General features: G+C 73.6%; 13 protein-coding genes and 2 pseudogenes. 7 read left to right on the top strand and 8 right to left on the bottom strand.

Annotated elements, in window-relative coordinates:
• Positions 1-432 precede the first annotated feature (432 nt).
• A pseudogene (locus AA75_RS03170) lies at positions 433-1,413 on the bottom strand (helix-turn-helix domain-containing protein); the annotation flags it as partial.
• A gap of 1,366 nt (positions 1,414-2,779) precedes the next feature.
• On the opposite strand from AA75_RS03170, the gene AA75_RS03175 reads away from it, so the two are divergent.
• Positions 2,780-3,634 carry a GNAT family N-acetyltransferase gene (locus tag AA75_RS03175; protein WP_051811717.1) on the top strand — a complete coding sequence of 285 codons (855 nt, stop codon included), beginning with the start codon at positions 2,780-2,782 and terminating at the stop codon, positions 3,632-3,634.
• A gap of 190 nt (positions 3,635-3,824) precedes the next feature.
• Here AA75_RS03175 and AA75_RS03180 read toward each other — a convergent pair whose 3' ends face one another.
• Positions 3,825-4,754: an HAD family hydrolase gene (locus AA75_RS03180; protein ID WP_199520248.1), complete on the bottom strand. Its 930-nt coding sequence runs from the start codon at positions 4,752-4,754 to the stop codon at positions 3,825-3,827.
• Positions 4,755-5,631: 877 nt separating this feature from the next.
• Here AA75_RS03180 and AA75_RS03185 point away from each other — a divergent pair.
• A pseudogene (locus tag AA75_RS03185) lies at positions 5,632-6,057 on the top strand (universal stress protein); the annotation flags it as partial.
• Between the two features lie 393 nt (positions 6,058-6,450).
• Here AA75_RS03185 and AA75_RS03190 read toward each other — a convergent pair.
• From AA75_RS03190 to AA75_RS03205, 4 genes are all read right to left on the bottom strand, one after another.
• Positions 6,451-7,641, bottom strand: a complete 1,191-nt coding sequence (locus tag AA75_RS03190; protein ID WP_033818154.1) for an acyl-CoA dehydrogenase family protein — start codon at positions 7,639-7,641, stop codon at positions 6,451-6,453.
• Between the two features lie 261 nt (positions 7,642-7,902).
• Entirely contained in the window at positions 7,903-8,859 is a 957-nt protein-coding gene (locus AA75_RS03195) for a hydroxymethylglutaryl-CoA lyase (protein WP_033818167.1), read from the bottom strand.
• 107 nt (positions 8,860-8,966) lie between these two features.
• The gene (locus AA75_RS03200) at positions 8,967-11,288 is read right to left on the bottom strand and encodes a biotin carboxylase N-terminal domain-containing protein (protein ID WP_033818155.1); all 2,322 of its coding nucleotides are present in this window, start codon (positions 11,286-11,288) and stop codon (positions 8,967-8,969) included.
• Positions 11,289-11,442: 154 nt separating this feature from the next.
• Complete coding sequence (locus AA75_RS03205) at positions 11,443-13,200, bottom strand: carboxyl transferase domain-containing protein (RefSeq protein ID WP_082526213.1); 1,758 nt, start codon at positions 13,198-13,200, stop codon at positions 11,443-11,445.
• Positions 13,201-13,329: 129 nt separating this feature from the next.
• Here AA75_RS03205 and AA75_RS03210 point away from each other — a divergent pair, with 129 nt between their 5' ends.
• The gene (locus AA75_RS03210) at positions 13,330-13,977 is read left to right on the top strand and encodes a TetR/AcrR family transcriptional regulator (RefSeq protein ID WP_149037910.1); all 648 of its coding nucleotides are present in this window, start codon (positions 13,330-13,332) and stop codon (positions 13,975-13,977) included.
• 357 nt (positions 13,978-14,334) lie between these two features.
• Positions 14,335-18,387 (top strand): ABC transporter transmembrane domain-containing protein, encoded by a 4,053-nt coding sequence (locus AA75_RS03215; protein ID WP_233288904.1) that lies wholly within the window; start codon positions 14,335-14,337, stop codon positions 18,385-18,387.
• Positions 18,388-18,503: 116 nt separating this feature from the next.
• On the opposite strand, the gene AA75_RS03220 is transcribed toward AA75_RS03215, so the two are convergent.
• A complete protein-coding gene (locus AA75_RS03220; protein WP_033818170.1) occupies positions 18,504-19,382 on the bottom strand; it encodes an ATP-grasp domain-containing protein in 879 nt (292 codons plus the stop codon).
• Between the two features lie 118 nt (positions 19,383-19,500).
• Between AA75_RS03220 and AA75_RS03225 the strand changes: the two genes are divergently transcribed.
• A complete protein-coding gene (locus tag AA75_RS03225; protein WP_051811720.1) occupies positions 19,501-20,049 on the top strand; it encodes an NUDIX hydrolase in 549 nt (182 codons plus the stop codon).
• Positions 20,050-20,141: 92 nt separating this feature from the next.
• Here the strand turns inward: AA75_RS03225 and AA75_RS03230 are convergent, their stop codons facing one another.
• Positions 20,142-21,098, bottom strand: coding sequence for a hypothetical protein (locus tag AA75_RS03230; protein ID WP_033818157.1), 957 nt, complete (start codon positions 21,096-21,098; stop codon positions 20,142-20,144).
• A 324-nt stretch (positions 21,099-21,422) separates the two neighbouring features.
• Here AA75_RS03230 and trpS point away from each other — a divergent pair, with 324 nt between their 5' ends.
• On the top strand, positions 21,423-22,433 hold the full coding sequence (gene trpS, locus AA75_RS03235; protein WP_051811722.1) for a tryptophan--tRNA ligase: 1,011 nt from the start codon (positions 21,423-21,425) through the stop codon (positions 22,431-22,433).
• Positions 22,434-22,562: 129 nt separating this feature from the next.
• A partial coding sequence (locus AA75_RS03240) for an LD-carboxypeptidase (RefSeq protein ID WP_149037911.1) occupies positions 22,563-23,141 on the top strand: 579 nt, incomplete at its 3' end.

Here is a 23,141-nt window from a genome sequence, read left to right on the forward strand (position 1 = left end):
GGGCCGTTCGAGCGGGCGCTCGCCCACCCGGTCCGCGCTGCGGTCGGCCCCCCGGTCCGGTGCACGGTCCGGCATGCGGTCCGGGAGCCGGTCGGAGCTGCGGACCGGACGCCCGCCGGTGGAGGACGGACCCGGCTGGGGCGGGACCATCGGGCGGACACGGTTGCGCGCGCCCGCCGGCGATCCCGCGGGCTGTCCGGAGGCCGCGGCGCCGTGGATGCCGGGCGCGCCCGGGAGCCCCTGGCCGCCCTGGCCGCCGGGGGCGTTCGACGGCGCCCCGAGGTACCCCGACGTGCCCGCCTGGGCACCCGGTCCGCTGTACCCGCCCGCCATGCCCTGACCGCCCGTCACGCCGCCCTGGCCTGCCGCGGCCAGGCTCGGAGCCGGACGGTCACCGGGCAGCCCCTGCGCCGGGACCAGGCCGGACGGTGCCGGCCGACGGGCCCGGTAGGTGGTCCGGTACGCGGCCGGTGACACGCCCAACTGGCGCCGGAAGTGCCCCCGCAGGGCCACCGGCGACCGGAAACCGCAACGGCGCGCGACATCGTCCACCGACAGGTCGGACGTCTCCAGCAGCCGCTGGGCCTGCAACACCCGCTGGGTGATCAGCCACTGCAACGGCGCACTGCCGGTGAGCGTGCGGAACCGCCGGTCGAAGGTGCGCCGGCTCATGTACGCGCGCGCGGCCAGCACCTCGACGTCGAACTGCTGGTTGAGGTTCTCCAGTGCCCAGGTGACCACCTCGGCCAGCGGGTCGTTGCCGATCTCCTCAGGTAAAGACTGATCGATGTACTGGGCCTGACCGCCGCCGCTGCGCCGGTTCGGCACCACCAGACGGCGGGCCAGGGCGTTGGCCGCCTCGGTGCCGTGGTCGCTGCGGACCACGTGCAGGCAGAGGTCGATGCCGGCCGCCGTCCCCGCGGAGGTGAGCACGTCCCCGTCGTCGACGAAGAGCTCGCGCGGGTCGACATGCACGCGCGGGTACCGCTTGGCCAGCGTCGGCGCGTACATCCAGTGCGTGGTGGCCGGACGGCCGTCGAGCAGGCCGGCCGCCGCGAGGACGAACGCGCCCGTGCACAGGCCGATGATCCGGGCGCCCTCGTGGTGCGCCTTGCGCAGGGCGGTGATCGCCTCGGCCGGCGGCGGCTGGGAGATCGACCGCCAGGCCGGGACCACGATGGTGCCCGCCCGGGCGAGCGCCTCCAGCCCGTACGGCGCGGTCAGGGTGAGGCCGCCCGTGGTGGTCAGCGGGCCCTCCTCACCGGCGCAGACCAGCAGCCGGTAGCGCGGCACCCCGGCGTCCTGGCGGTCCACGCCGAAGACGGAGAGCGGGATGGAGCTCTCGAAGATCGGCGCGCCGCTGAAGATCAGCACCGCCACCGTCTCCCGGCGGCGTCGACCGGAGAGCTTGCGGGGGGCGGGGCCGGAGAGCGGGACGGGTCCGTTCGTCCCCGTGCCGCCATTGCCGCCGGCGAGGGCGGTGCCGGAGCCGGTGGTGGCGCCGCCTCCGTTACCGACTCCACCCGGACCGCTCAGGGCCGACGAGGAGACAGCGGAGCCGGTGGGCAGGCCGGTGGCGGCCGGCCCCGGGGTCCCGTACGGACCGGCCGGGTGGCCCAGGGAGGTGCCGTAGCCGCTGCCGCCGCCCATGCTGCCGGTGGTTCCGCCGCTGAGAGCCGTGCCGTTGGACGGCGGTCCGGACGGCAGGCCGGGCCCGGCGCCGCGCGGGGTAAGGTGCGTGGACGGAGCGTACGCCGCCGAGGCCCGCACGCCGGACGGGAACTGGCCGTGCGTCAGGCCGGAGCCGGTGCCGAGCCCGGTGTTGATGCTTGCGCTGTGAGCGGGGCCGGGGCCGGGGCCGCTTCCGGTGCCGAGGACTGAGCCGGTGGCTGCGGTCGGGGCGGCGGGCGAGGTGGCGGAATCGGCGGGACGGTAGCCGATCTGACCGCCGGTCGGGTGGCCGGGACTCGCCGGGGCGACCCGATTCGGCCTGGACGCACCAGTTCTGGAGGCCCGGCCCGGGAGACTGGTCGACGGCTGGCCGCTGTCAGGACCCGTGTCGCTCCTGCTCACCCTGCTCAAGGCGCTCCAGCCCCCTCGGTGGTGTGGTGTGGTGGTGCCGCGCTGCTCGCCAAGATCGAATCTACTTGGTGGACCGTTGCCGTTGTGACAAGTTCACCATCCGACGCTATGTCGACATGGCAATTTGGCGCGATGCATTCGATCACGAAGCGTGGCACCCGTCGACCCCCCTGTGAAGGGGGCGGGCGCAATGGTGGCTGGTTGTCACACGACCGATCACCCGCCGTCGCCGACCGCCACCCCTCTGTCATCGGCTTGGGCTGCGGCTTTGTCCAAGCGGAAGGGGGTGTCTGCAGATTGACTGAAAATAGGCGGTGGGAGACAGGGGCGCGCAGGCCATTCACGCGCGCCTCCTGAGGCCTGACGACACAGGGGTTCCGCCGTAGGCGCAAGAGTCGGAGCGGCGGGGTTGGCGTCCGAGCTCACGCACGGTTCCCGGCAGGACCCGTGGGGCGGACAGGTGGCCGGGCGCGACGGCCTCACCGTGCCGCGTGCCGGGCACGATGAACGCGCCGTGGGGCGCCGTGGGGCGCCGGGAGTCGCCGGGAGCCTGGGGAGTGGTGACCGCGGGCGCGCGGGTGCGCGGGTGCGCGGGGTGCAGGCGGTGCTCTGCGGCGGCGGCTGCCGGTGAGGTGCGCTGCAGTGGCCGGCTGACGGGCCGGCCGGTGCCCGCCCGTGAGCCCGTTATCGTCGGGCCATGGAGATACCGGGCCGGCTCGAACTGGCCAACGACAACGCGGCCGCGTTCCAACTCGCCCAGGCCGAGGCCCGGGGGTGGCTCGCTCTCCGGCGTCCCGGGTTCGCCGCGGTCCGGCCGGACCGCGGCCCCGAGCAGGTGGAGGCCGACCGCGTCGTGGTGACCCGGCCGTACGCCGACCCGAGCGCGCTGGAAGCCGAACTCGTGGAGCTCTTCAAGGAGTGGGACACCGGCCACCTCTGTCTCGAGGACCCGTACGGGCGCCTGGACCTCTCCCGTTTCGGCTGCGAGGCGGCGCGAGGGAAGCCGGTGATGGCCCGCCCGCCAGGTCCGCCCGATTCCGATGTCGATGCCGACGCCGACGCTGGCGCCAATGCTGACGCCGGCCGGCGCCGCTATCCGGCCGACGTCGGCCTGACGGTCCATGAGGTGATCGGCGTGGACGACCTCGCGGAGGCCGAGCGCACCGTGGTCCACGGCTTCCCCGAACTCGCCCGGTTGCCCTGGCAGCGCGGCGGCCTGTTCCCGGCCGCGCTGCTGGAACGTCCCGGCTACCGGGTCTGGCTGGCCCGGCGCGGAGGTACGCCGGCCAGCGCCTGCGTGACGTACGCCGACGGAGCGGCCGTGGGCGTGTACTGGGTCGCCACACTCCCGGAACACCGCTCGAAGGGAGCCGCCGGAGCCGTCATCGGCCAGGCCCTCGCGGCCCACCCTGACCGGCTCGCCACTCTGACGGCCACCGAGTCGGGCGAACCGCTCTACCGCCGGATGGGCTTCCGGGAACAGGGCGTGAGCCGCTGGTGGCGCTACCCGCGGACCGTTCCCGCGGCGTCATCGGCCGCGGGCCCGAGGTAGGTGGACTCGACGTAGCCCGACGTAACTCGACGTAGGCGGTCTGCGTGGCGATCGGCATCGCCACCCGCGTCCTGATCGACCGGAGGCCGGAGCAAGCACGCTCCGGGCACCCCGGACCGGTGCGGTGGCCGGCTGACTCGGTACCGGTCCCGGTCCCGGTCTCGCTCCCGGTCGCCGGCCCGGTCCCGATCTATGCGGGCTGGGCGGCCTGGCGGCCCTGGGCGGTCTGCGGCAGCTGTGTGGTCTGGGGGAGCTGCGCGGTCTGGGGAAGCTTCAGCGGACGGGGGAGCGGCGTGGCCGGTACGCCGGGGATGCCCGGGATGACCTGCGTCTCCGGTCCCACGCCCTGGACGCCCTGGGCGACACCCTGGACGATCCGTGCGGCACGGGCCAGTTGGGGCCGGAGCCGGGGTCGGGCCGGTGTCCGGGCAGCCCGGGAGCCGACCGCGGTCGGGGCGTTGCGCGCGGTCAGGACCATCCCGACGGCCTCGGGCAGCCCGCGGGCCTTCAGGGTCGGCCGGTACCCCTGTTCGCTCCAGGGGCGCCCGTGGTGCAGCCAGACGCTGCGCAGCCCCGTCGCCTCCGCGCCCGCGATGTCCGCCGGTGCATGGTCACCCACCATCCACGTTTCGGCGACCCAGTCGGCCATCGGCGGTACGCCGCATCGCTGTGCGGCGATCTCGAAGATCAACGGGTCGGGTTTGACGCAGTTCGCCTCCTCCGAGATCACCCAGCCGTCGACGAGGGCGGAGAGCCCGGTACGCCGGATCTTCTCCAGCTGCGGGCGGGTGCCCCCGTTGCTGACGATGCCGAGTGTCCAGCCTGCCGAGCGGGCGGCCCGGAGGGCTTGGACGTGTGAATCCGGACAGGCGATATGGGAGTTGATTCCCCGGCGATAGTGGGCAAGAAGAAGGTCGAGCGAGTGGTCGAGTCCGTAACGGCGTTTGGTGGCACCCAACACCGTCTCCCGGGGCACGTAGCCGCTCCCGTCGATGGTGGACATCCACTCGATGTCGGTGGCCGGCAGGCTGTGCTCGGCCAGGAAGTCCTGTGCCCAGGATCGGTAGGCGGCGTCCCTCGGGAGGAGCGTGTTGTCGAGGTCGAACAGGAGCAGCGACATGCGCAGCATGCTGCCAGTGACGAACCGTATGCATCTGGCAATTGCCAACGGGCGGCCCGAAATGCAGGGGAATGGCCGGATCGAGTCGACACTGTGTGACGGGAGGGATACGCGGGTCGGGTGGGGCGAAAGGGTTCAGGACGGATCGGCCGCGGGGGCAGGCGGAAGGGACAGGACGCAGGGGGATGACGGTCGGGTCACGTTGTGTGTATGTCCTGTTGCGTGCGGGCGACTGTTCGGTCAAGCTCCAGGGAACCTTCTCTCCGTTCGGGGCTCGGTACCGCCTCCGGCTCCGGTCGGCGGAGGGGGCGCGTTCGGTTCGGCGTGCACCCCGCCATTGGCGGGATCGTCCGCCGGATCCGGTCTCCGGCGCTGGGCCGGAGCCCCGGCTCGTCGTACTCTGAAAGGAACAGGTCGCATTCAGTGGTGCTCGGCGTGGACCGGCGCGATGCCGCGGAGTGGATCTGTTGTCGGGGCCGTTCAGGCCTCTCCTGTCGGCCCGCCTCAGTGTGAAGAGCTTTGAGCCATGGTTGGTTTTGAGCCTCCCGGATCCGCCCCTGCGGATGCCGCCGCGCGACGGGTCGATGACTCCGTACCGAGCCCCAGGGCGCCCCGGTGGCTTGCCCTGGCATGGGTGCGTGAGCTCGTCCGGTTGGGTCGGACGAACCGGGTGACGTTGAAGGGACAGGTGTCGGGGCGGCAGCGGGTGTCAGGGATGCCGGCGCCCCGGGCGGAAGCCGTACGCCGCGACGGCGCCGGCGACGCCGCACAGACCGGCGGTGCCGGGGCCGTGCCAGGACGGCGGACCGATGCCGGTCCGGTCGGCGGCCCGATGGACGGGGAGCCGGGCGTTCAGGAGCAGGCCGCGCGGGAACTGGATCCGGCCTTCCAGCACGGCGTGGTCGTCGGCTTCGACGGATCGTTGTCGAGTGAGCGTGCGCTGGCCTACGCCGTCGGCATGGCCAGGCGCTCACAGTGCGGGCTGGTGATCGTCCATGTGGCCAACCGGCTGCCGGCCACGGTCTGGGCGGGATGCGAGCCGCCGGTCTTCGTGGATCTACCCGACCACCGCACCGAGATCCTGGGGTTGGAACTCGCCTGTGCCGACTTCCTGGCCGGCGTGCCGTGGATCCTGGTCGAGCGTGGTGGGGACATCTGCCATGAGATCGAGGAGGTCGGCCGCGAGTACGCCGCCGACGCGATCGTCGTCGGCAGCACCCACGGGCTGCTGGGCAAGCTGTTCGGATCGGTGTCGAGCCGGCTGGCCCGCAGGGCCAACCGGCCCGTCATCGTGATCCCCTGACGGGGTGTCGGCGCCGACGGACGCACCGCCGAAGTAGGCGGTCCGGCGCCTGACCGGCCGGCCGGCAGCGCGTTGATCTCTCCGGCCGCCTGCCCGGGTGCCGCCCGGGTCGCCTCCGGTCGCCGACCGGCGTCAGGGTATAGCGGCTGGTGAGAGTGAGGGCGGAATCGGCCACGGGATCGAGCGTGCGGCCGGCGTGGCCGCGCACCGGTCGGCGGGTCGGTTGGATCGGTGGAACGGGCGGACTGGTTGGCGGGTCGGCGGGTCGGTGTGGCCCCCCGGGGCCGACCTGATGGCCGGCCCCGAGGGGGCGTGCCTCCGACAGCCGGTTGCCCCCGGTGGATGGGCTCCCGGCAGCCGGTCGGCGACGGATGTCCTTACCGGCAAGCCGGTTCAGTACTTCATGCCCAGCTCGCGCGCGATGAGCATGCGCTGCACCTCGGAGGTACCCTCGCCGATCTCCAGGATCTTGGAGTCTCGCCAGAACCTGGCGACCGGGAACTCGTTCATGAAGCCGTAGCCGCCGTGGATCTGGGTGGCCTCGCGAGCGTTGTCGACGGCGGCCTCGGACGCGTACAGCTTGGCGATCGCAGCCTCCTTCTTGAACGGCTCGTTGTGCAGCAGCCGGGAGGCGGCGTCCCGCCAGGCCAGGCGGGCGGTGTGGGCGCGCATCTCCATGTCGGCAAGCTTGAACTGGATGACCTGGTTGGCGCCGATCGGGCGGCCGAAGGCTCGGCGCTCGCCGGCGTACTTGAGTGACTCGTCGACACATCCCTGCGCCAGGCCGGTGGACAGGGCTGCGATGGCGATGCGGCCCTCGTCGAGGATCCGCAGGAACTGGGCGTAGCCGCGGCCGCGCGGGCCGAGCAGGTTTTCAGCGGGGACACGGCAGTCGGTGAAGGACAGTTCGCGGGTGTCGGAGGCGTTCCACCCGACCTTGGAGTACTTCTTGGACACCTGGAACCCCGGAGTTCCAGTGGGCACGATGATGGACGAGATCTCGCGGCTTGGCGAGGACTCCGTGCCACCTTCACTCGAACGAGCGATCGGTTCGGTCAGGGCGGTCACCGTGACCAGCCCGGTGATCTCGGTACCGGAGTTGGTGATGAAGCACTTGGTGCCGTTGATCACCCACTCGTTGGTGGCCTCGTCGAAGCGGGCCGTGGTGCGGGTCGCGCCGGCGTCGCTGCCGCCCTCGGGCTCGGTGAGGCCGAAGGCGCCGAGCATCTCGCCCGAGGTCAGCTTGGGCAGCCAGGTCCGCTTCTGCTCCTCCGTGCCGAACCGGTAGATCGGCATCGCGCCGAGCGAGACCGCGGCCTCCAGCGTGATGGCCACCGAGGAGTCCACCCGGGCCAGTTCCTCCAGCACCAGGCCGAGCGCGAAGTAGTCGCCGCCCATGCCGCCGTACTCCTCCGGGAAGGGCAGGCCGAACAGGCCCATCCGACCCATCTCCCGGATGATCTCGTACGGGAACTCGCCCTGCTCGTAGAAGTCGCCGATCTTCGGCGCCACCACGTCCTGGGAGAACTCTTCGACGGTGCGGCGCAGTTGCTCGTACTCGTGGTCCAGTCGGTGGTCGAGCATGGGGATCCTCCTGGGATCGGGCCGATGAGGCCGAGGTGAGGGAGATTCGGTGGGAGGCCGGAGGGTCCGGCGCGGACCGGTCGGTCCGGGGCGGGCCGGTGGCCGTTGCCGGGTCGGCGGGGTCAGCCGTCGGGCCCGACCGTGGTGTTCAGCTGTCGGTCCGGGGCCCGGACGCCGGGGTGGCCGGCGTCCGGGGGAGCACCCGGGGCGGAAGTGCGGGTTGTGACGGTCGCGGACCCGGCCGGGCTCGGTCGGCCGGGCTCAGTCGCCCGGGCCGAGCAGGGCGCGGACGGTCCGCGACTGGCTGGGTCGGCCGAGCTGCCGGGCCATCCAGCCACTGGTCGCGACGAGGGAGGTCAGGTCGACCCCGGTCTCGATGCCCAGGCCGTGCAGCATCCAGACCAGGTCCTCGGTGGCGAGGTTGCCGGTGGCGCTCTTGGCGTACGGGCAGCCACCAAGGCCGCCCGCCGACGCGTCCACCACCGTCACGCCGCTCCTGAGCGCGGCGAGGGTGTTGGCCAGCGCCTGGCCGTACGTGTCGTGGAAGTGCACCGCGAGCCGCTCGATCGGCACGCCGACCCGCACGAACGCGGCCAGCAGGCCCTGCACCTGGCCCGGGGTGGCCACCCCGATGGTGTCGCCGAGGCTCAGCTCGGTGCAGCCGAACTCGAGCAGCTGCAGACCGTGGCGGACCACCTGCTCGGCGGCCACCGGGCCCTCCCACGGGTCGCCGAAGCACATCGAGAGGTAGCCGCGGACCGGCACCCCGGCCGCGGTGGCCCGCTCGACGACCGGCCGGAACATCGCCATCGCCTCGTCCGCGGACCGGTTGAGGTTGCGCCGTGCGAAGGTCTCGGTGGCGCTGGCGAAGACCGCGACGTCGGAGACCTGGTGCTCGAACGCCCGGTCCAGGCCGCGCTCGTTCGGCACCAGCACCGGCAACCGGAGTCCCGGGTGCTTCCCGGGCAGGTCGGCCAGCCGGGGCATCAGCTGTTCGGCGTCGGCCAGCTGGGGCACCCACTTCGGGTGGACGAAGCTGGTCGCCTCCACGGTGCGGAGCCCGGCGGCGGCGAGCCGGGCGATGAACTCGGCCTTCACCTCCAGCGGCACCAGGGCGCTCTCGTTCTGCAGCCCGTCGCGCGGCCCGACCTCGTGGATCCGTACCCGGGCCGGCAGTGTCGGGTCGGTCACCGGGTCGGGCAGACCGAGTTCGAGCACGCCCGGCTCGCGGCCGCCGTCCCCCGCCGCGGTGGTACCGGCGTCCGCAGCGGTCGCCGCCTGCGCGGTGGCGGTGTCCGGCGCGGGCTCGTGCTGCGCCTGCGCCGTCACGATGCCACCTCCACGGGTGAACCTGCCTGGGCGGCTGCGGCGTCCTCGGGCGCCGTCACCACGGCGAGCAACTCGTCCATCGCGACGGTGCCGCCCGCGGTGGCCCGGAGTTCGCTGACCGTGCCGTCGTAGGGGGCCGCGATCACATGCTCCATCTTCATCGCCTCCAGGACCAGCAGGGCCTGCCCGCGCTTGACCTGCTCGCCGACGGCGGCCTTGACCACCGTCACCGTGCCGGGCATCGGCGCGGTGAGGGCGCCGTGCTGGGTGGCGCCGGCGGCGGTGCGCTCGGCGACCGGGTCGTAGGGGTGGACCGCCGCGGCGTCGCCCGCCAGACCCAGCCAGCGGACCGGGTGAAACGGCGCGTTGTCAGTGGTGTGTGCGAACGTCGTCTGCAACCCGTCGACGGTGACGGTGAGCCGGTGTCCGGCACGGGTGGCCCGGGCGCGCCGGATCGGTCCGTCGCCGAGCCGGACGTCCAGGTCAGCGCCACCGCCTGACGGATTGTCAGTGGCGTCTGCAAGGGTGGCCGCGGTGCTGGGGCGGACCTGGACGGTGACCGGGTCCCGGCCCGGCAGCCGGAGGTGGTGGGTGGTCCAGGCGGCCTCGCCGCCCATGCGCCACCCGGACGGAAGGGAGAACGGATCGGTCCAGCCGCCGCCCGCCGTGGCGGGGTCGAGCTCCAGTTGCCGGGCCAAGGCGGCGGCGTGGAGGAGCAGTTCCACCGCAGTCGCCTCGGAGGCCGGTGTTTCGGGGCCGGGCGCTTCGGATCCGGCCGCGGGTGACGGCTCGTTCGAGCCACCCCGAGCGTCGGTGGAAGTGCCGGCGTCGGTGTCGGTACCGGTGGAAGTGCCGGCGTCGGTGTCGGTCTGGGCGTACGGAGAGGCCAGCAGTACAGGGGTCTGCTGGGTGGTCCGTTCGACCAGTCCGGTGTCCAGGTGCCCGGAGACGACGTCCGGGTGTGCCAGCAGGCGCCGGAGGAAACCGGTGTTGGTCGTCACGCCGAGGATCTCGGTGTCGGCGAGTGCGGCGCGCAGTCTGCGCAGCGCGGTCGGGCGGTCGGGCCCGTACGCGATGACCTTCGCCAGCATGGGGTCGTACAGGCTGCCGATCTCGGTGCCGGCCGTGACACCGCTGTCCACCCGGATGCCTTCGCCGGTCGGCTCGCTCAGGTACAGGATCCGGCCGCCGGTGGGCAGGAAGTCGCGGTCGGGGTCCTCGGCGCAGATCCGGGCCTCGACGGCGTGGCCCAGGAAGGAGACGTCCGTCTGCTCGAACGGCAGCGGCTCGCCGGCGGCGACCCGAAGCTGCCACTCCACCAGGTCCAGCCGCTGGGGGTGCGCGGTGTCCGCTCCCACGGCGATGGCCAGCTCGGTGACCGGGTGCTCGACCTGGAGCCGGGTGTTCATCTCCATGAAGAAGAAGTCCATGACCCCCTCGGGGGCGGGCCGGTCCGGGTCCAGGCCGGGCACGATGAACTCCACCGTGCCCGCCCCGGTGTAGCCGCAGGCCTCGGCTGCCCGGACGGCGGCCTCGCCCATGGCCGCGCGGGTCTCCGGGTTCAGAAGGACGGAGGGTGCCTCTTCGATCAGCTTCTGATGGCGGCGCTGCAGGCTGCACTCGCGCTCGCCGAGGTGGACGGTCCGGCCGTGGGTGTCGGCCAGGACCTGGACCTCGATGTGCCGTGGGCGGTCGACCCAGCGCTCCAGCAGCAGGGTGTCGTCGCCGAACGCGGTGCGGGCCACCCGGCGGGCCGCCGCGAGCTCGGCCGGGAGGTCGGCGGGGTCGCGGACCAGTCGCATGCCCTTGCCGCCGCCACCGGCGGACGGCTTGAGCAGGACGGGGTAGCCGATCTCGTCCGCCGCCCGGGTCAGGTCCTCGTCGGTCGGCGAGCCGCCCTGGCTGCCCGGGACCACGGGCACGCCGGCGACCCGGACGGCCTCCTTGGCGTTGATCTTGTCGCCCATCAGCTCCACCGCACCCGGCGGCGGGCCGATGAACGCCAGCCCGGCCTCGGCGCAGGCCCGGGCGAAACCCGGGTTCTCCGCGAGGAACCCGTACCCGGGGTGGACGGCCTGGGCACCGGTCCGCCGGGCCGCGGCCAGGATCTGGTCGGTGCGCAGGTAGGTCTCGGCGGCCGAGCTGTCGCTGCGGTCCGTCGGTCCGAGGCGTACGGCCAGGTCGGCGGCGCGGACGTGGGGCGCGTCGGCGTCCGCGTCGCTGTGGACCGCGACCGACCGGACGCCGAGCCGCCGCAGTGTGCGGATCACCCGCAGGGCGATCTCGCCCCGGTTGGCGACGAGAACGGTGTCGAACATGGGAGGTGTTCCTCCTGGTCGAGGAGAGCCGCCTGGGTGTGGCGGCCGGGGTGGGGCAGCGAGGGTGTGCGGTTCGGGTTCGGTCGGTCCGGACGGTCCAGGCAGTTCGGGCGACCCAGGCAGTTCGGGCGGTACGGCCGGGGACGGCCGCCGGTCACATGCGGAAGACGCCGTACGGCCGCGGTTCGGCCAGCGGTGCGTTGGCGCAGGCGGTGAGGGCGAGGCCGAGCGCCGTGCGGGTGTCGAGCGGGTCGATCACGCCGTCGTCCCAGAGCCGGGCGGTGGCGTAGTACGCGTTGCCCTGGCGCTCGTACTGCTCCCGGACCGGACGCTTGAACTCGTCCTCGGCCTCGACGGGCCACTGCTCGCCCTGGGCCTCCAACTGGTCCCGGCGCACGGTGGCCAGCACGGACGCGGCCTGCTCGCCGCCCATCACCGAGATCTTCGCCCCGGGCCACATCCACAGGAACCGCGGCGAGTACGCCCGGCCGCACATCGAGTAGTTACCGGCACCGTACGAGCCGCCGATCACCACCGTCAGCTTGGGCACCCGGGTGCAGGCCACCGCGGTGACCATCTTCGCCCCGTGCTTGGCGATCCCGCCGGCCTCGTACTGGCGGCCGACCATGAAACCGGTGATGTTCTGCAGGAACAGCAGCGGGATACCGCGCTGGTCGCACAGCTCGATGAAGTGCGCGCCCTTGAGCGCGGACTCGGCGAACAGCACGCCGTTGTTGGCGACGATGCCCACCGGGTGCCCGTGGATCTTGGCGAACCCGGTCACCAGGGTGTTCCCGTACTCGGCCTTGAACTCGGCGAAGCGGCTGCCGTCGACCAGCCGGGCGATCACCTCGCGGACGTCGTACGGCGTGCGCGGGTCCACCGGCACCGCGCCGTACAGCCCGGCGGGGTCGACGGCCGGCGGCTCCACCGGCGCCAGCGGCCAGGGCCGGGGCGCGCGCGGGCCGAGCCCGGCGACGATGGTGCGGACGATGGACAGCGCGTGTGCGTCGTCCTCGGCCAGGTGGTCGGTCACCCCGGAGGTGCGGGAGTGGAGGTCGCCGCCGCCGAGCTCCTCGGCCGTCACCACCTCACCGGTCGCGGCCTTCACCAGCGGGGGGCCGCCGAGGAAGATGGTGCCCTGGTTGCGGACGATCACGGCCTGGTCGCTCATGGCCGGGACGTACGCCCCGCCCGCCGTGCAGGAGCCGAGCACCGCGGCGATCTGCGGGATGCCGGCGGCCGACAGCCGGGCCTGGTTGTAGAAGATCCGGCCGAAGTGGTCCCGGTCCGGGAAGACCTCGTCCTGCATCGGCAGGAAAGCGCCGCCCGAATCGACCAGGTAGATGCACGGCAGCCGGTTCTCCAGGGCCACCTCCTGCGCGCGCAGGTGCTTCTTGACCGTCATCGGGTAGTAGGTGCCGCCCTTGACGGTGGCGTCGTTGGCCACCACCACGACCTCGCGGCCGGCCACCCTGCCGATCCCGGCGATCACGCCGGCGGCGGGCGCCGCGCCGTCGTACAGGCCGTCGGCCGCCAGCGGGCAGAGCTCCAGGAAAGGGGAGCCCGGGTCGAGCAGGGTGTCCACCCGGTCGCGCGGGAGCAGCTTGCCGCGGGAGGTGTGCCGGGCCCGCGCCTTGGCGCCGCCGCCGAGCGCGGCGGCCGAGAGCTTCGCCCGGAGTTCGGCGACCAGGGCCCGGTGCGCCTCGACATTGGCCTTGTAGGCCGCGGACCCCGGGTCCGCCGCGCTCTCCAGCCGGGGCGCGGGCGCGGCGGCAGCGCTGCTGCGGCCCGAGCCGGCCGCTCCGTCGAGGTCGGCGACGCCGTCGAGGCCGAGCCCGGAACGGGCCGCCACGCTGGCGTTGGCGCCGACCGCCGCACCGGTCGTCGATCCAAAGGTTGAGAGGACCATCCCAAGAGCTCCCTTGCCCTCGGAGCCGAAGAGGTGGGCGGACGGAGGTGCCCGCGCCCCCATGTTAATGACCGTTAACTCCTGCCGTCAGGTTAACCGGCGATAACCCGGCTGTCTACGATGGGCGGCATGTCGAACGCCCCAGCCGCCTCCGGGCTCACCCGTCGCGATCAGATCCGCAAGGAGGCCGCCCGGCTGTTCGCGGCCCGCGGCTTCCTCGGGGTCGGGGTCGACGAGATCGGCAAAGCCGTCGGCATCAGCGGCCCCGGCCTCTACCGCCACTTCGCGGGCAAGGACGCCATGCTCGCCGACCTGCTGGTCGGGATCAGCGAGCGGCTGCTGGACGAGGGCCGCCGCCGCGCCGCCCAGGCCGACGGCCCCGTCGCCGTACTGGACGCCCTGATCCGCGGCCACGTCGACTTCGCGCTCGACGACCCGGATCTGATCACTCTGCACGACCGCGAGCTGCTGCACCTCAAGGAGGACGACCGGCGGCGGGTGCGCCGGCTGCAGCGCAAGTACGTGGAGCTCTGGGTGGAGATCGTCCGCGAGGCGTACCCGAGCCTCGCCGACCCCGGGGCCGAGCCGCTGGCCAGGGCCGCCGTGCACGCGGTCTTCGGGCTGCTGAACTCGACCCCGCACAGTGCCGGGTCCAGCCAGGCCCAGCCGGACCGTTCGGCCCTGCCGCGGGACGGCATGGCGACCCTGCTGCGCGGTCTGGCCCAGGGGGCGTTCGCGGCGGCCGCCGACGCCGCCGGGAGCCCGGCCGCAGCCTGAGCCCCGCACCGCCCAACCGCCCTGCACGCTCCCCGCAAAGGCTCCTCACGCCCCCGTCGCCCCTCGGGCGCCCCTGCGGCGTCGCGACCTTCGCGCGGCGGCGCGACCTTCCTGCGGCGTCGGCACATCGGCCGGCCCACCCTGGCGTCGACCGCGCCGGACGGCGCCGGCGGTCGGCAGATCTAGGACCAACGGGGGATCCGGCCGAGGCCGCCCGTCCGCTGCGGCGGGGCGGCCGGGCGGGGCATGGTGGGAGGGCGGGAAGGAACCGCGGCCACCGGTCGTTGAGCCTGCCGTCCGTTCATCTCGTTCGACCGCGATGGACGCCCCACCTGCGAATGGTTAGCATCCCTAAATATGCCTGAGAATCAAGGTTCCACCGCGGAGATATCCCGGCGAAACGGCAGGACCAGCGAGAACACCGGCAGCAGCCGCCACGGGCACGCAGCCACCGGGCGGCCGACGCCGTCCACCGGGCAGCCGAAGCCCTCCCGCGGGACCCCGGCCCCGTCGCCGACCGCGCCCGCTTCCCGGGCCGGCGCGGGGTGGCTGCGACGCCTGTCCGGCTACTGCTGGCACTACCGCCGCAACGTTCTGCTGGCGTTCGGCGCCTCGCTCCTCGGCATGGCGGTGACCGCGGTCGTCCCGCTGGTCACCAAGCTGATCATCGACGACGTGATCACCGCGCACACCCGGCCGCTCGCCCCCTGGGCGATCGTGCTGGTGCTGGCCGCGCTGCTGGTCTTCGTCTCGACCCAGGTGCGCCGCTACTACGGTGGCCAGCTCGCACTGGACGTCCAGCACGAGATGCGGGCCGACCTGTTCCGCTCCCTCACCCGTCTGGACGGTGCCCGGCAGGACAGGCTCGACACCGGCCAGGTGGTCGGCCGGGCCACCTCCGACCTCCAGCTGGTCAACGGGCTGCTGTCGATGCTCCCGATGATGACCGGCTACCTGCTGATGTTCGGGATGTCCCTCGGCGTGATGCTGTGGCTCTCGCCGCCGCTCACCCTGATCGCCCTGGTGATGGGCCCCGTGCTGTGGTGGCTCAGCACCCTGAGCCGCAAGCGCCTGTTCCCGGCCACCTGGGCCGCGCAGCAGGAGGCCGCCGCGGTCGCCGGCGTGGTCGACGCGGCCGTCGGCGGTGTCCGGGTGGTCAAGGGCTTCGGCCAGGAGGCCCAGGAGCGGACCAAGCTGGAACGGGTGTCCCGCGACCTGTACGCGGCCCGGCTCCGTTCGATCCGGCTGAACAGCCGCTACACCCCGGCCATGCAGGCCGTACCGGCGCTCGCGCAGGTCGCCGTGCTCGCGTTGGGCGGCTGGCTCGCGGTCCGCGGCAACGTCTCGCTCGGCACCTTCGTCGCCTTCTCGACCTACGTCGCCCAGCTGACCGGCCCGGTACGGATGCTGGCCATGGTGATCACCGTCGGCCAGCAGGCCAGGGCCGGTGTCGAGCGGGTGATGCAGCTGGTCGACCAGCAGCCGAAGATCAAGGAACGCCCGGATGCCCACGCGCTCGACCCCGCGCTCGCCGCGCCCGGCACCCCCGCCCTCGAACTGGCCGGCGTCGACTTCCACTACGACCACGAGCACGACGAGCACGACGAGCACGACGAGCACGACGAGAACGACGAGAACGAGGATCGCGAGGAGCCCGAGCCCGACGGTCACGACGGTCACGACGACGGCCTCGCGTCCGCCGGGCCCGCGCGCAGCGAGCAGGCGGCACGGAAGGCCGAGCCCGTCCTGCACCGCCTCGACCTGAGCGTCGCCCCCGGCGAGACCGTCGCCCTGGTCGGTGCCTCCGGTTCGGGCAAGTCCACCGTGGCGCAGCTGGTCCCGCGCTTCTACGACCCGGTCGCCGGTGAGATCCGGCTCTTCGGGCACGACCTGCGCGAGCTGACCCTCGACTCGGTCCGCTCCACCGTCGGCATCGTGCCGGAGGACAGCTTCCTGTTCTCCGACACCGTCCGGACCAACATCTCCTACGGCCACCCGGAGGCCACCGAGGAGCAGATCACGGCGGCCGCCCGGGCCGCCCAGGCGGACGGCTTCATCGGCGAACTGCCCGACGGGTACGACACCAAGGTCGGCGAGCAGGGCCTCACCCTCTCCGGTGGTCAGCGCCAGCGGATCGCCCTGGCCCGCGCGATCCTCAGCGACCCGCGGATCCTGCTGCTCGACGACGCGACCTCGGCCGTCGACCCGCGGGTGGAGGCGGAGATCCACGAGGCGCTGCGCAGCGTGATGGAGGGCCGCACCACCCTGCTGATCGCGCACCGGCGCTCGACCCTCCAGCTCGCCGACCGGATCGCGGTGCTCGACCGCGGCCGCCTGGTCGACCTCGGCACCCACGACGAGCTGGAAGAGCGATGTCCGCTGTACCGGGCGCTCATCACCGACCCGGACGCGCTCGCCGAGCCGGAGCCCCCGCTCGACGACGCCGCCGACCCCGCAGGCGCCGCAGCCCCCGCCGACCAGGCCGGAACCCCGGCTGCTTCCACCGGCTCGGCCGCCCCGGCCGAGTCCACCGGCCCCGCCGCCCGGGCCCCGCGCGGTCCGGCCGGTGCCACCCCCGACCTGCTCGCCAAGGTCGCCGCCCTTCCTCCGGCCACCGACACACCGGAGGTCCCGGTCGCCGCCGCCGAGGCCGGCGACCCGGACTTCAGCCTCCGCCGGCTGCTCGCCCCGTTCCGGCGTCCACTGGCGCTGGCGCTGGCGCTGGTCGCCCTGGACACGGCGGCCGGTCTGGCCATCCCGATCCTGATCCGGCACGGCATCGACGACGGTGTGACCAAGGCCGCAATGTCCGGGGTGGCGGTCGCCGCGCTCGCCGCGCTGGTGATCGTGCTGCTCGACTGGCTGGTGCAGACCACCGAGACCAGGATCAGCGGCCGGACCGGTGAGCGGGTGCTGTACACCCTGCGGCTCAAGATCTTCGCCCACCTCAACCGGCTCGGGCTGGACTACTACGAGCGTGAGCTGACCGGCCGGATCATGACCCGGATGACCACCGACGTCGACTCGATCTCGACCTTCCTGCAGACCGGCGTGGTCACCGCGGTGGTCAGCCTGCTGACCTTCTTCGGCATCTTCGTCGCGCTGCTGGTCATCGACGCCGGGCTGGCCCTGGTGGTGTTCGCCGTGCTGCCCCTGCTGGTGGTGGCCACCCTGGTGTTCCGCAAGAAGTCGGCGGCCCAGTACCAGATCTCCCGTGACCTGATCAGCACCGTCAACGCCGACCTCCAGGAGAACGTCGCCGGGATGCGGATCGTCCAGGCGTTCCGCCGCCAGGACATCAACACCGACCGGTTCGTCGCCAACGGACTCGCCTACCGGGACGCCCGGGCCCGCGCGCAGCTCTACATCTCGCTCTACTTCCCGTTCGTCCAGTTCCTGTCCAGCGTCGCCGCCGCCCTGGTGCTGATCGTCGGCGCCTCCCGGGTGGAGGCGGGCACCCTGACCATCGGCGCCCTGGTCGCCTACCTGCTCTACATCGACCTGTTCTTCGCACCGGTCAACCAGCTCTCCCAGGTCTTCGACGGCTACCAGCAGGCCGCAGTCGGCCTCGGCCGGATCCGCGACCTGCTGCGCACCCCGACCAGCACCCCGCAGGCCGAGCGGCCCGTTCCGGTGGCGGACCTGCGCGGCGAGATCGAGTTCGCCGGGGTCGGCTTCGCCTACAACGGCGGTGGAGAGGGCAACCCGCAGGTGCTCACCGGCATCGACCTGAGGATCCCGGCCGGGCAGACCGTCGCTCTGGTCGGCGAGACCGGCGCGGGCAAGTCGACCCTGGTCAAGCTGGTCGCGCGGTTCTACGACGCGACGGTCGGCACGGTCCGGATCGACGGCTGCGACGTCACCTCGTACGACCTGGAGCAGTACCGGCACCGCCTGGGCGTCGTCCCGCAGGAGGCGTACCTGTTCGCGGGCACCGTGCGCGAGGCCATCGCGTACGGCCGGCCCGAGGCCACCGACGCCGAGATCGAGGAGGCCGCACGGGCGGTCGGCGCGCACGAGATGATCATGCGGCTGGTCGACGGCTACGGGCACCCGGTCGCCGCCCGCGGCCGCAACCTCTCGGCCGGGCAGCGCCAGCTCATCGCGCTGGCCCGGGCCGAACTGGTCAACCCGGACCTGCTGCTGCTCGACGAGGCGACCGCGGCCCTGGACCTGGCCAGCGAGGCCGCCGTCAACCGGGCCGCCGAGCGGCTCAGCGGCGGACGCACCACCCTGGTCATCGCCCACCGGCTCAGCACCGCCGAACGCGCCGACCGCGTGGTGGTGCTGGACCACGGCCGGGTGGTGGAGGACGGCACCCACAGCGAACTGCTCGCCCTCGGCGGCACCTACACCCGCCTGTGGGAGGCGTTCATCGCGGACGGCCACCCGGCACCCGTCGGCACCTGAGCCCCGTCGGCCCGGCCGGCCCGCCCCTACCCCCGGTGGGTACGGGCAGACCGGCCAACGGTCGACCAGCACTCGACCAGTGGTCAGGCGGCAATCGGGTAGCGGTCGGGTAGCGGTCAGGCGGCGATCAACGAGGTCAGCAGCGACCCCGGGCGCATCCCCTTCGGGAGGTCGCTGACCTGGCCGTCACCCACCTCGACCACCCGCCATCCGCCGCCGTCCGCGCGCTGGGCCAGGTCGGTGGTGATGAAACGGCAGCCGAGCCGGCGGACCAGCGGCCGGACCTCGGACAGATCCGGTTCGGGCTCCAGCTCGGGAACGTCCGGGTGCGGCCCGACCAGCACCGGTTCGCCGTCCACCCACCAGACCCGGGCCTCCTGGGTGCGGCCCGCCTCGTCGCGCGCGAACTCCTCGTACCGCCGCAGCACCACCCCGCCCGCCAGGAACTCGCCCTGCAGCTCGACGAAGCGCCCGACCACCCGCCCGAGCCCCTCCAGGTCGGCGAGGTCCGGAACGTAACAGGCCTCGTCCCACTCGTGCTTGCGGGACTTCACGTAGTCCTTCACCACCGCCGGACCCCGTCCGCCCAGCAGCTCGGCCGCCGCCGCGAGCGCCCGGCTGTCCGGTGCGCCACCCGGGATCCAGGTGCTCGCCGGCGTCACACCGTCGAACACCTCGTACCAGCCGGGCAGTTGGTGCGCATCCGCATAGCCGGCCGGGGTGGTCAGCAGACTGCAGTCCCGGGCGGCGAGCGCCTCGCCGAGCGCCGCGTACGCCGCGACCGGCATCATCCACCCCCGGTACCAGAGCGGCCCCTGCCCGGGCGGGACCCGCCGGACGGCCTGCTCGGCGTCGCCCGCGAGCAGCGCGTCATGGTCGACCAGGACGCTCTCGCCGCCCAACTCCCTTACCTGCTGCGCCTCCCAGACGTAGTGCGGGTCGGGGCGGCGCGGTGCGAGCGGGTCCGCCGGAAAGAGGATCGAGGGTGCCTGCATGTGGATCAGGGTACGGCGGAACCGCCGTGCTGACAGGGCGGTTCCGGTCCGGTGGGACACGCGCCACAGCCACCGAAACCGGTCGACACGCCCCGGCGGCGGCTGTCAGGGTGGCCCGATGCGCATTCCGCGGCTACGGCCGAACCGGCTGGTCCGGCGCCGGCCCCGGCAGGCGGCCCGGACGGCCGTCCTCGACCCGCAGGGCTGGGTCTTCCTGCTGCGCTCCGACAACAGCGAGGTCGGCGTGCACTGGAACATGCCCGGCGGCGGCCTGGAGGAGGACGAGTCCCCGCAGGACGGCGCGCGCCGGGAACTCCACGAGGAGACCGGCTGGACCGACCTGGCACCCGGCCCGCTGCTGTGCACCTGGGAGCACGACTTCACCTGGCACGGCATCCCCGTCCGGCAGCACGAGCACATCTTCCTCGGCCGGGGCCCGCGCAGGCAGCCGGCCGGCGACCTGAGCGCCGTCCACCGGACCGACGGGATCCTCGACTGGCGCTGGTGGAGCCCCGCCGAGCTGGCCCGCGCCGACGCCGGACCGTTCTGGCCGCCGAACCTGCCTGCGCTGCTGGACACCGTGCGCCCGGACTGGTCGAACGGCCTCGCGCCGACCGAACCGGTCCACCTCGGGTACGTCCCGAACGGGCCACCGCGAGGGCGCTGACATCGCGGCCCCGCCGCGACCCCGCCGCGGACGGGCTGCTGATCGGCAGCGGGCGGCCAGGCGGCGGATCGGCCGGGTGGGGCCCGCTGGTCTCAGAAGTTCCGGGGCCGGCGGTTCTCGGCCTTCCAGCCGTGCAGGTCGAGCTCCCGGTCGTGCAGCGCGTCGGGATTGATCAGCACCGACAGCCGCACCCCAGCCAACTGCTCGAACACGAGCCCGGTCGCGGCCAGCAGCAACTCGGTCGGCACCGACACCACGATCGCGGCCCGCCACGAGGGCAGCACCACCTGGCTGGTCCCACGGCCGGCCCGCACCAGGGTGGCGGCCACCCGCAGCGGCGGCCGGCCGCTCGACTGGGCCGCCACCTCCAGATGGGCGGGGGAGGCACCGATCAGCACCCCCAGCGGCGCGCCCGCCTTCACCGCGGCGGTCCCGTCGGTGGTCCCGTCAGCCGTCCCGTCGGCCGTCCCGTCCTGGACCGGCGACCCCACCGACGCCTCGGCGGGGCCGTAGTCCGCCACCGGCCCGGCCGCCCGCGCGCCGTTCTCCGGGGACCCCGGCTGCGGATGGATCCGGCTCAGCCGGCGCGAGGGCGTCGGCCGCCGCAGCCGCCGCAACTGCCCGCCGACGGCCTCCGCACCCACCCGCGCGCCCGTTTCCGGTCCGTACTCCGCCACCGGCCCGGCCGCACCCGGCCCCGCACCCGGCCGCGCGCCCCGGTCCGCCGTCGAGCGGTGGTCCGGTGGCGGGAGTTCCCGCGACAGATCCACCCCGGCGGCCTCCAGCAGACGGCGCACCTCCGCCTCCGGCTGGTGACAGGCAGCGGCCAACTCCCCAACGTCCGCGCCCCGTTCGTAGGCCGTCCGGAGCCGGGCACCGAGCGCGCCGAGCAGCTTGGCGGCCGTCCGCGCCTCGACGTCGGCGCTGCCGGCCGGCAGCGCGTCACCGGCCTGCCAGAGCTCCGGCCGGTCGCGTACCGGTCCGTCAGCTGACGGCCGGTCGGGCTGGGCAGGTTCGGACGTGGACCTGGTCCGGTCGAGCGTGGTCATCGGTTACGGGCCCTCCGTGTGCGGGACACCGACGATCCTGCCCCACAAGCCGTGACGGGCCAAGGGCGCCCCGGCCCCACGGCACACCACCGGCAGAAAACCCCCACCGCCGCCGCCCGCCCCCGGCGTAGCATCGGCGGCATGAAGCCCCCGCACCTCGCTTCCAGCCTGAGCTGGTGGCCGTCCTAGGACGGCCACCCCTTCAGCACGACCAGGGCCGTCCGCTCGGACGGCCCTGTTACATCTCCTGACGGACAGGTCCCCGACCGCCGCGGACGGCCGCACCCACCCCGCGCCCGCGCCCGTCACCGGAGGTCCACCCCCGTGCACACCGTCGAATCCGTCCGCCGCAGCCCGCACGCCCACCGTGTCCTCACCGGCGACCGCCCCACCGGCCCGCTCCACCTCGGGCACTACTTCGGCACCCTCCAGAACCGCATCCGCCTCCAGGACGCCGGGGTCGAACTCTTCCTGGTGATCGCCGACTACCAGGTCCTCACCGACCGGGACGTCGCCGACCGCCCGGCCGAGCACGCCGAGAACCTGGTGCTCGACTACCTGGCGGCCGGAGTCGACCCCCAGCGGGCCACGGTCTTCACCCACAGCTCCGTCCCCGCGCTCAACCAACTGCTGCTGCCCTTCCTCAGCCTGGTCAGCGTCGCCGAACTCGGCCGCAACCCGACCGTCAAGGACGAGATCGCACACTCCCGGCAGTCCGCCGTCAGCGGCCTGATGTTCACGTACCCGGTCCACCAGGCGGCCGACATCCTGTTCTGCAAGGCCGACCTGGTCCCCGTGGGCCAGGACCAGCTCCCGCACCTGGAAACCACCCGCACCATCGCCCGGCGCTTCAACGACCGCTACCGGACCGGCCTGTTCCCCGAACCCGAGGCACTGCTCTCCACCGCCCCCCTGCTCCCGGGCACCGACGGCGGCAAGATGAGCAAGAGCCGCGGCAACGCCATCGCGCTGGGCGCCACCGAGGACGAGACGGCCCGGCTGATCCGCGGCGCCACCACCGACGCCGACCGGCACATCGGCTACGACCCCCGGAACCGGCCGGGAGTCGCCGGCCTGCTCCAGCTCGCCGCGCTCTGCCAGGACCGCGACCCGCACGACGTGGCCGCGGAGATCGGATCCGGCGGCGCCGCCCGGCTCAAGGCCACCGTCACCGAGGCGGTCAACGAGCACCTGCGCCCGCTGCGCCGCCGACGCGCCGAACTCGCCACCGACCGGGGCCACCTGAGGGCCGTCCTCGCCGCCGGCAGCGAACGGGCCAACGCCGTCGCGAACGCCACCCTCGACGAAGTACGGGCCGCCATGGGCTCGCTCTGACGCGCCCGGGACGCCGAGGCCGCGGAGTCCGCCGGAGTCCGTGGGGCACGGGGGAGGCGCCGCGAATTCCGGCCCGCCTACGGGGGATAACGTCATCGGCAGTGCACCGACGACCGGAAGGGCCTGTCGATGGTTCAGCTACCGTCCCCGCCGGCCGACCGCGGCCCCCGACCGCGCCACCTGGTCCCCGGTGACCAGGTGGCGCTGGTCGCGCCCAGCGGCCCGGTCGACCCAGCCCGGCTGGCACTCGGCACCCGGATCCTCCGGTCCTGGGGCCTGCGGCCGCGCCCCGCACCGCACCTCCTTGACCGCCACCCTGTCCTCGGCCACCTCGCCGGCACCGACGCCGACCGCGCGGCCGACTTCCAGCAGGCCTGGCTCGACCCCGGAACGGCGGCGGTCTTCTGCGCCCGCGGCGGCTACGGCACCCAGCGCATGGTCGAGCTGATCGACTGGGACGCGCTGCGCGCCGCACCTCCCAAGATCCTGGTCGGCTTCAGCGACGCCACCGTCCTGCACGAGGCGGTCGCCCGGCACCTGGGCATCCCCACCCTCTACGGACCCATGCCCGGCGCCGTCTCCTTCTCCGCCGACCCCCCGACCGCCGAGCACCTGCGCCGCACCCTGTTCGAGCCCGCCGGCACCACGGTGCTGACCTCCCGCACCGCCGCCACCCTCGTCCCCGGCCGGGCCCGCGGCACCACCGCC

This window comes from Kitasatospora sp. MBT63, assembly GCF_000710465.2.
Lineage (GTDB): Bacteria > Actinomycetota > Actinomycetes > Streptomycetales > Streptomycetaceae > Kitasatospora.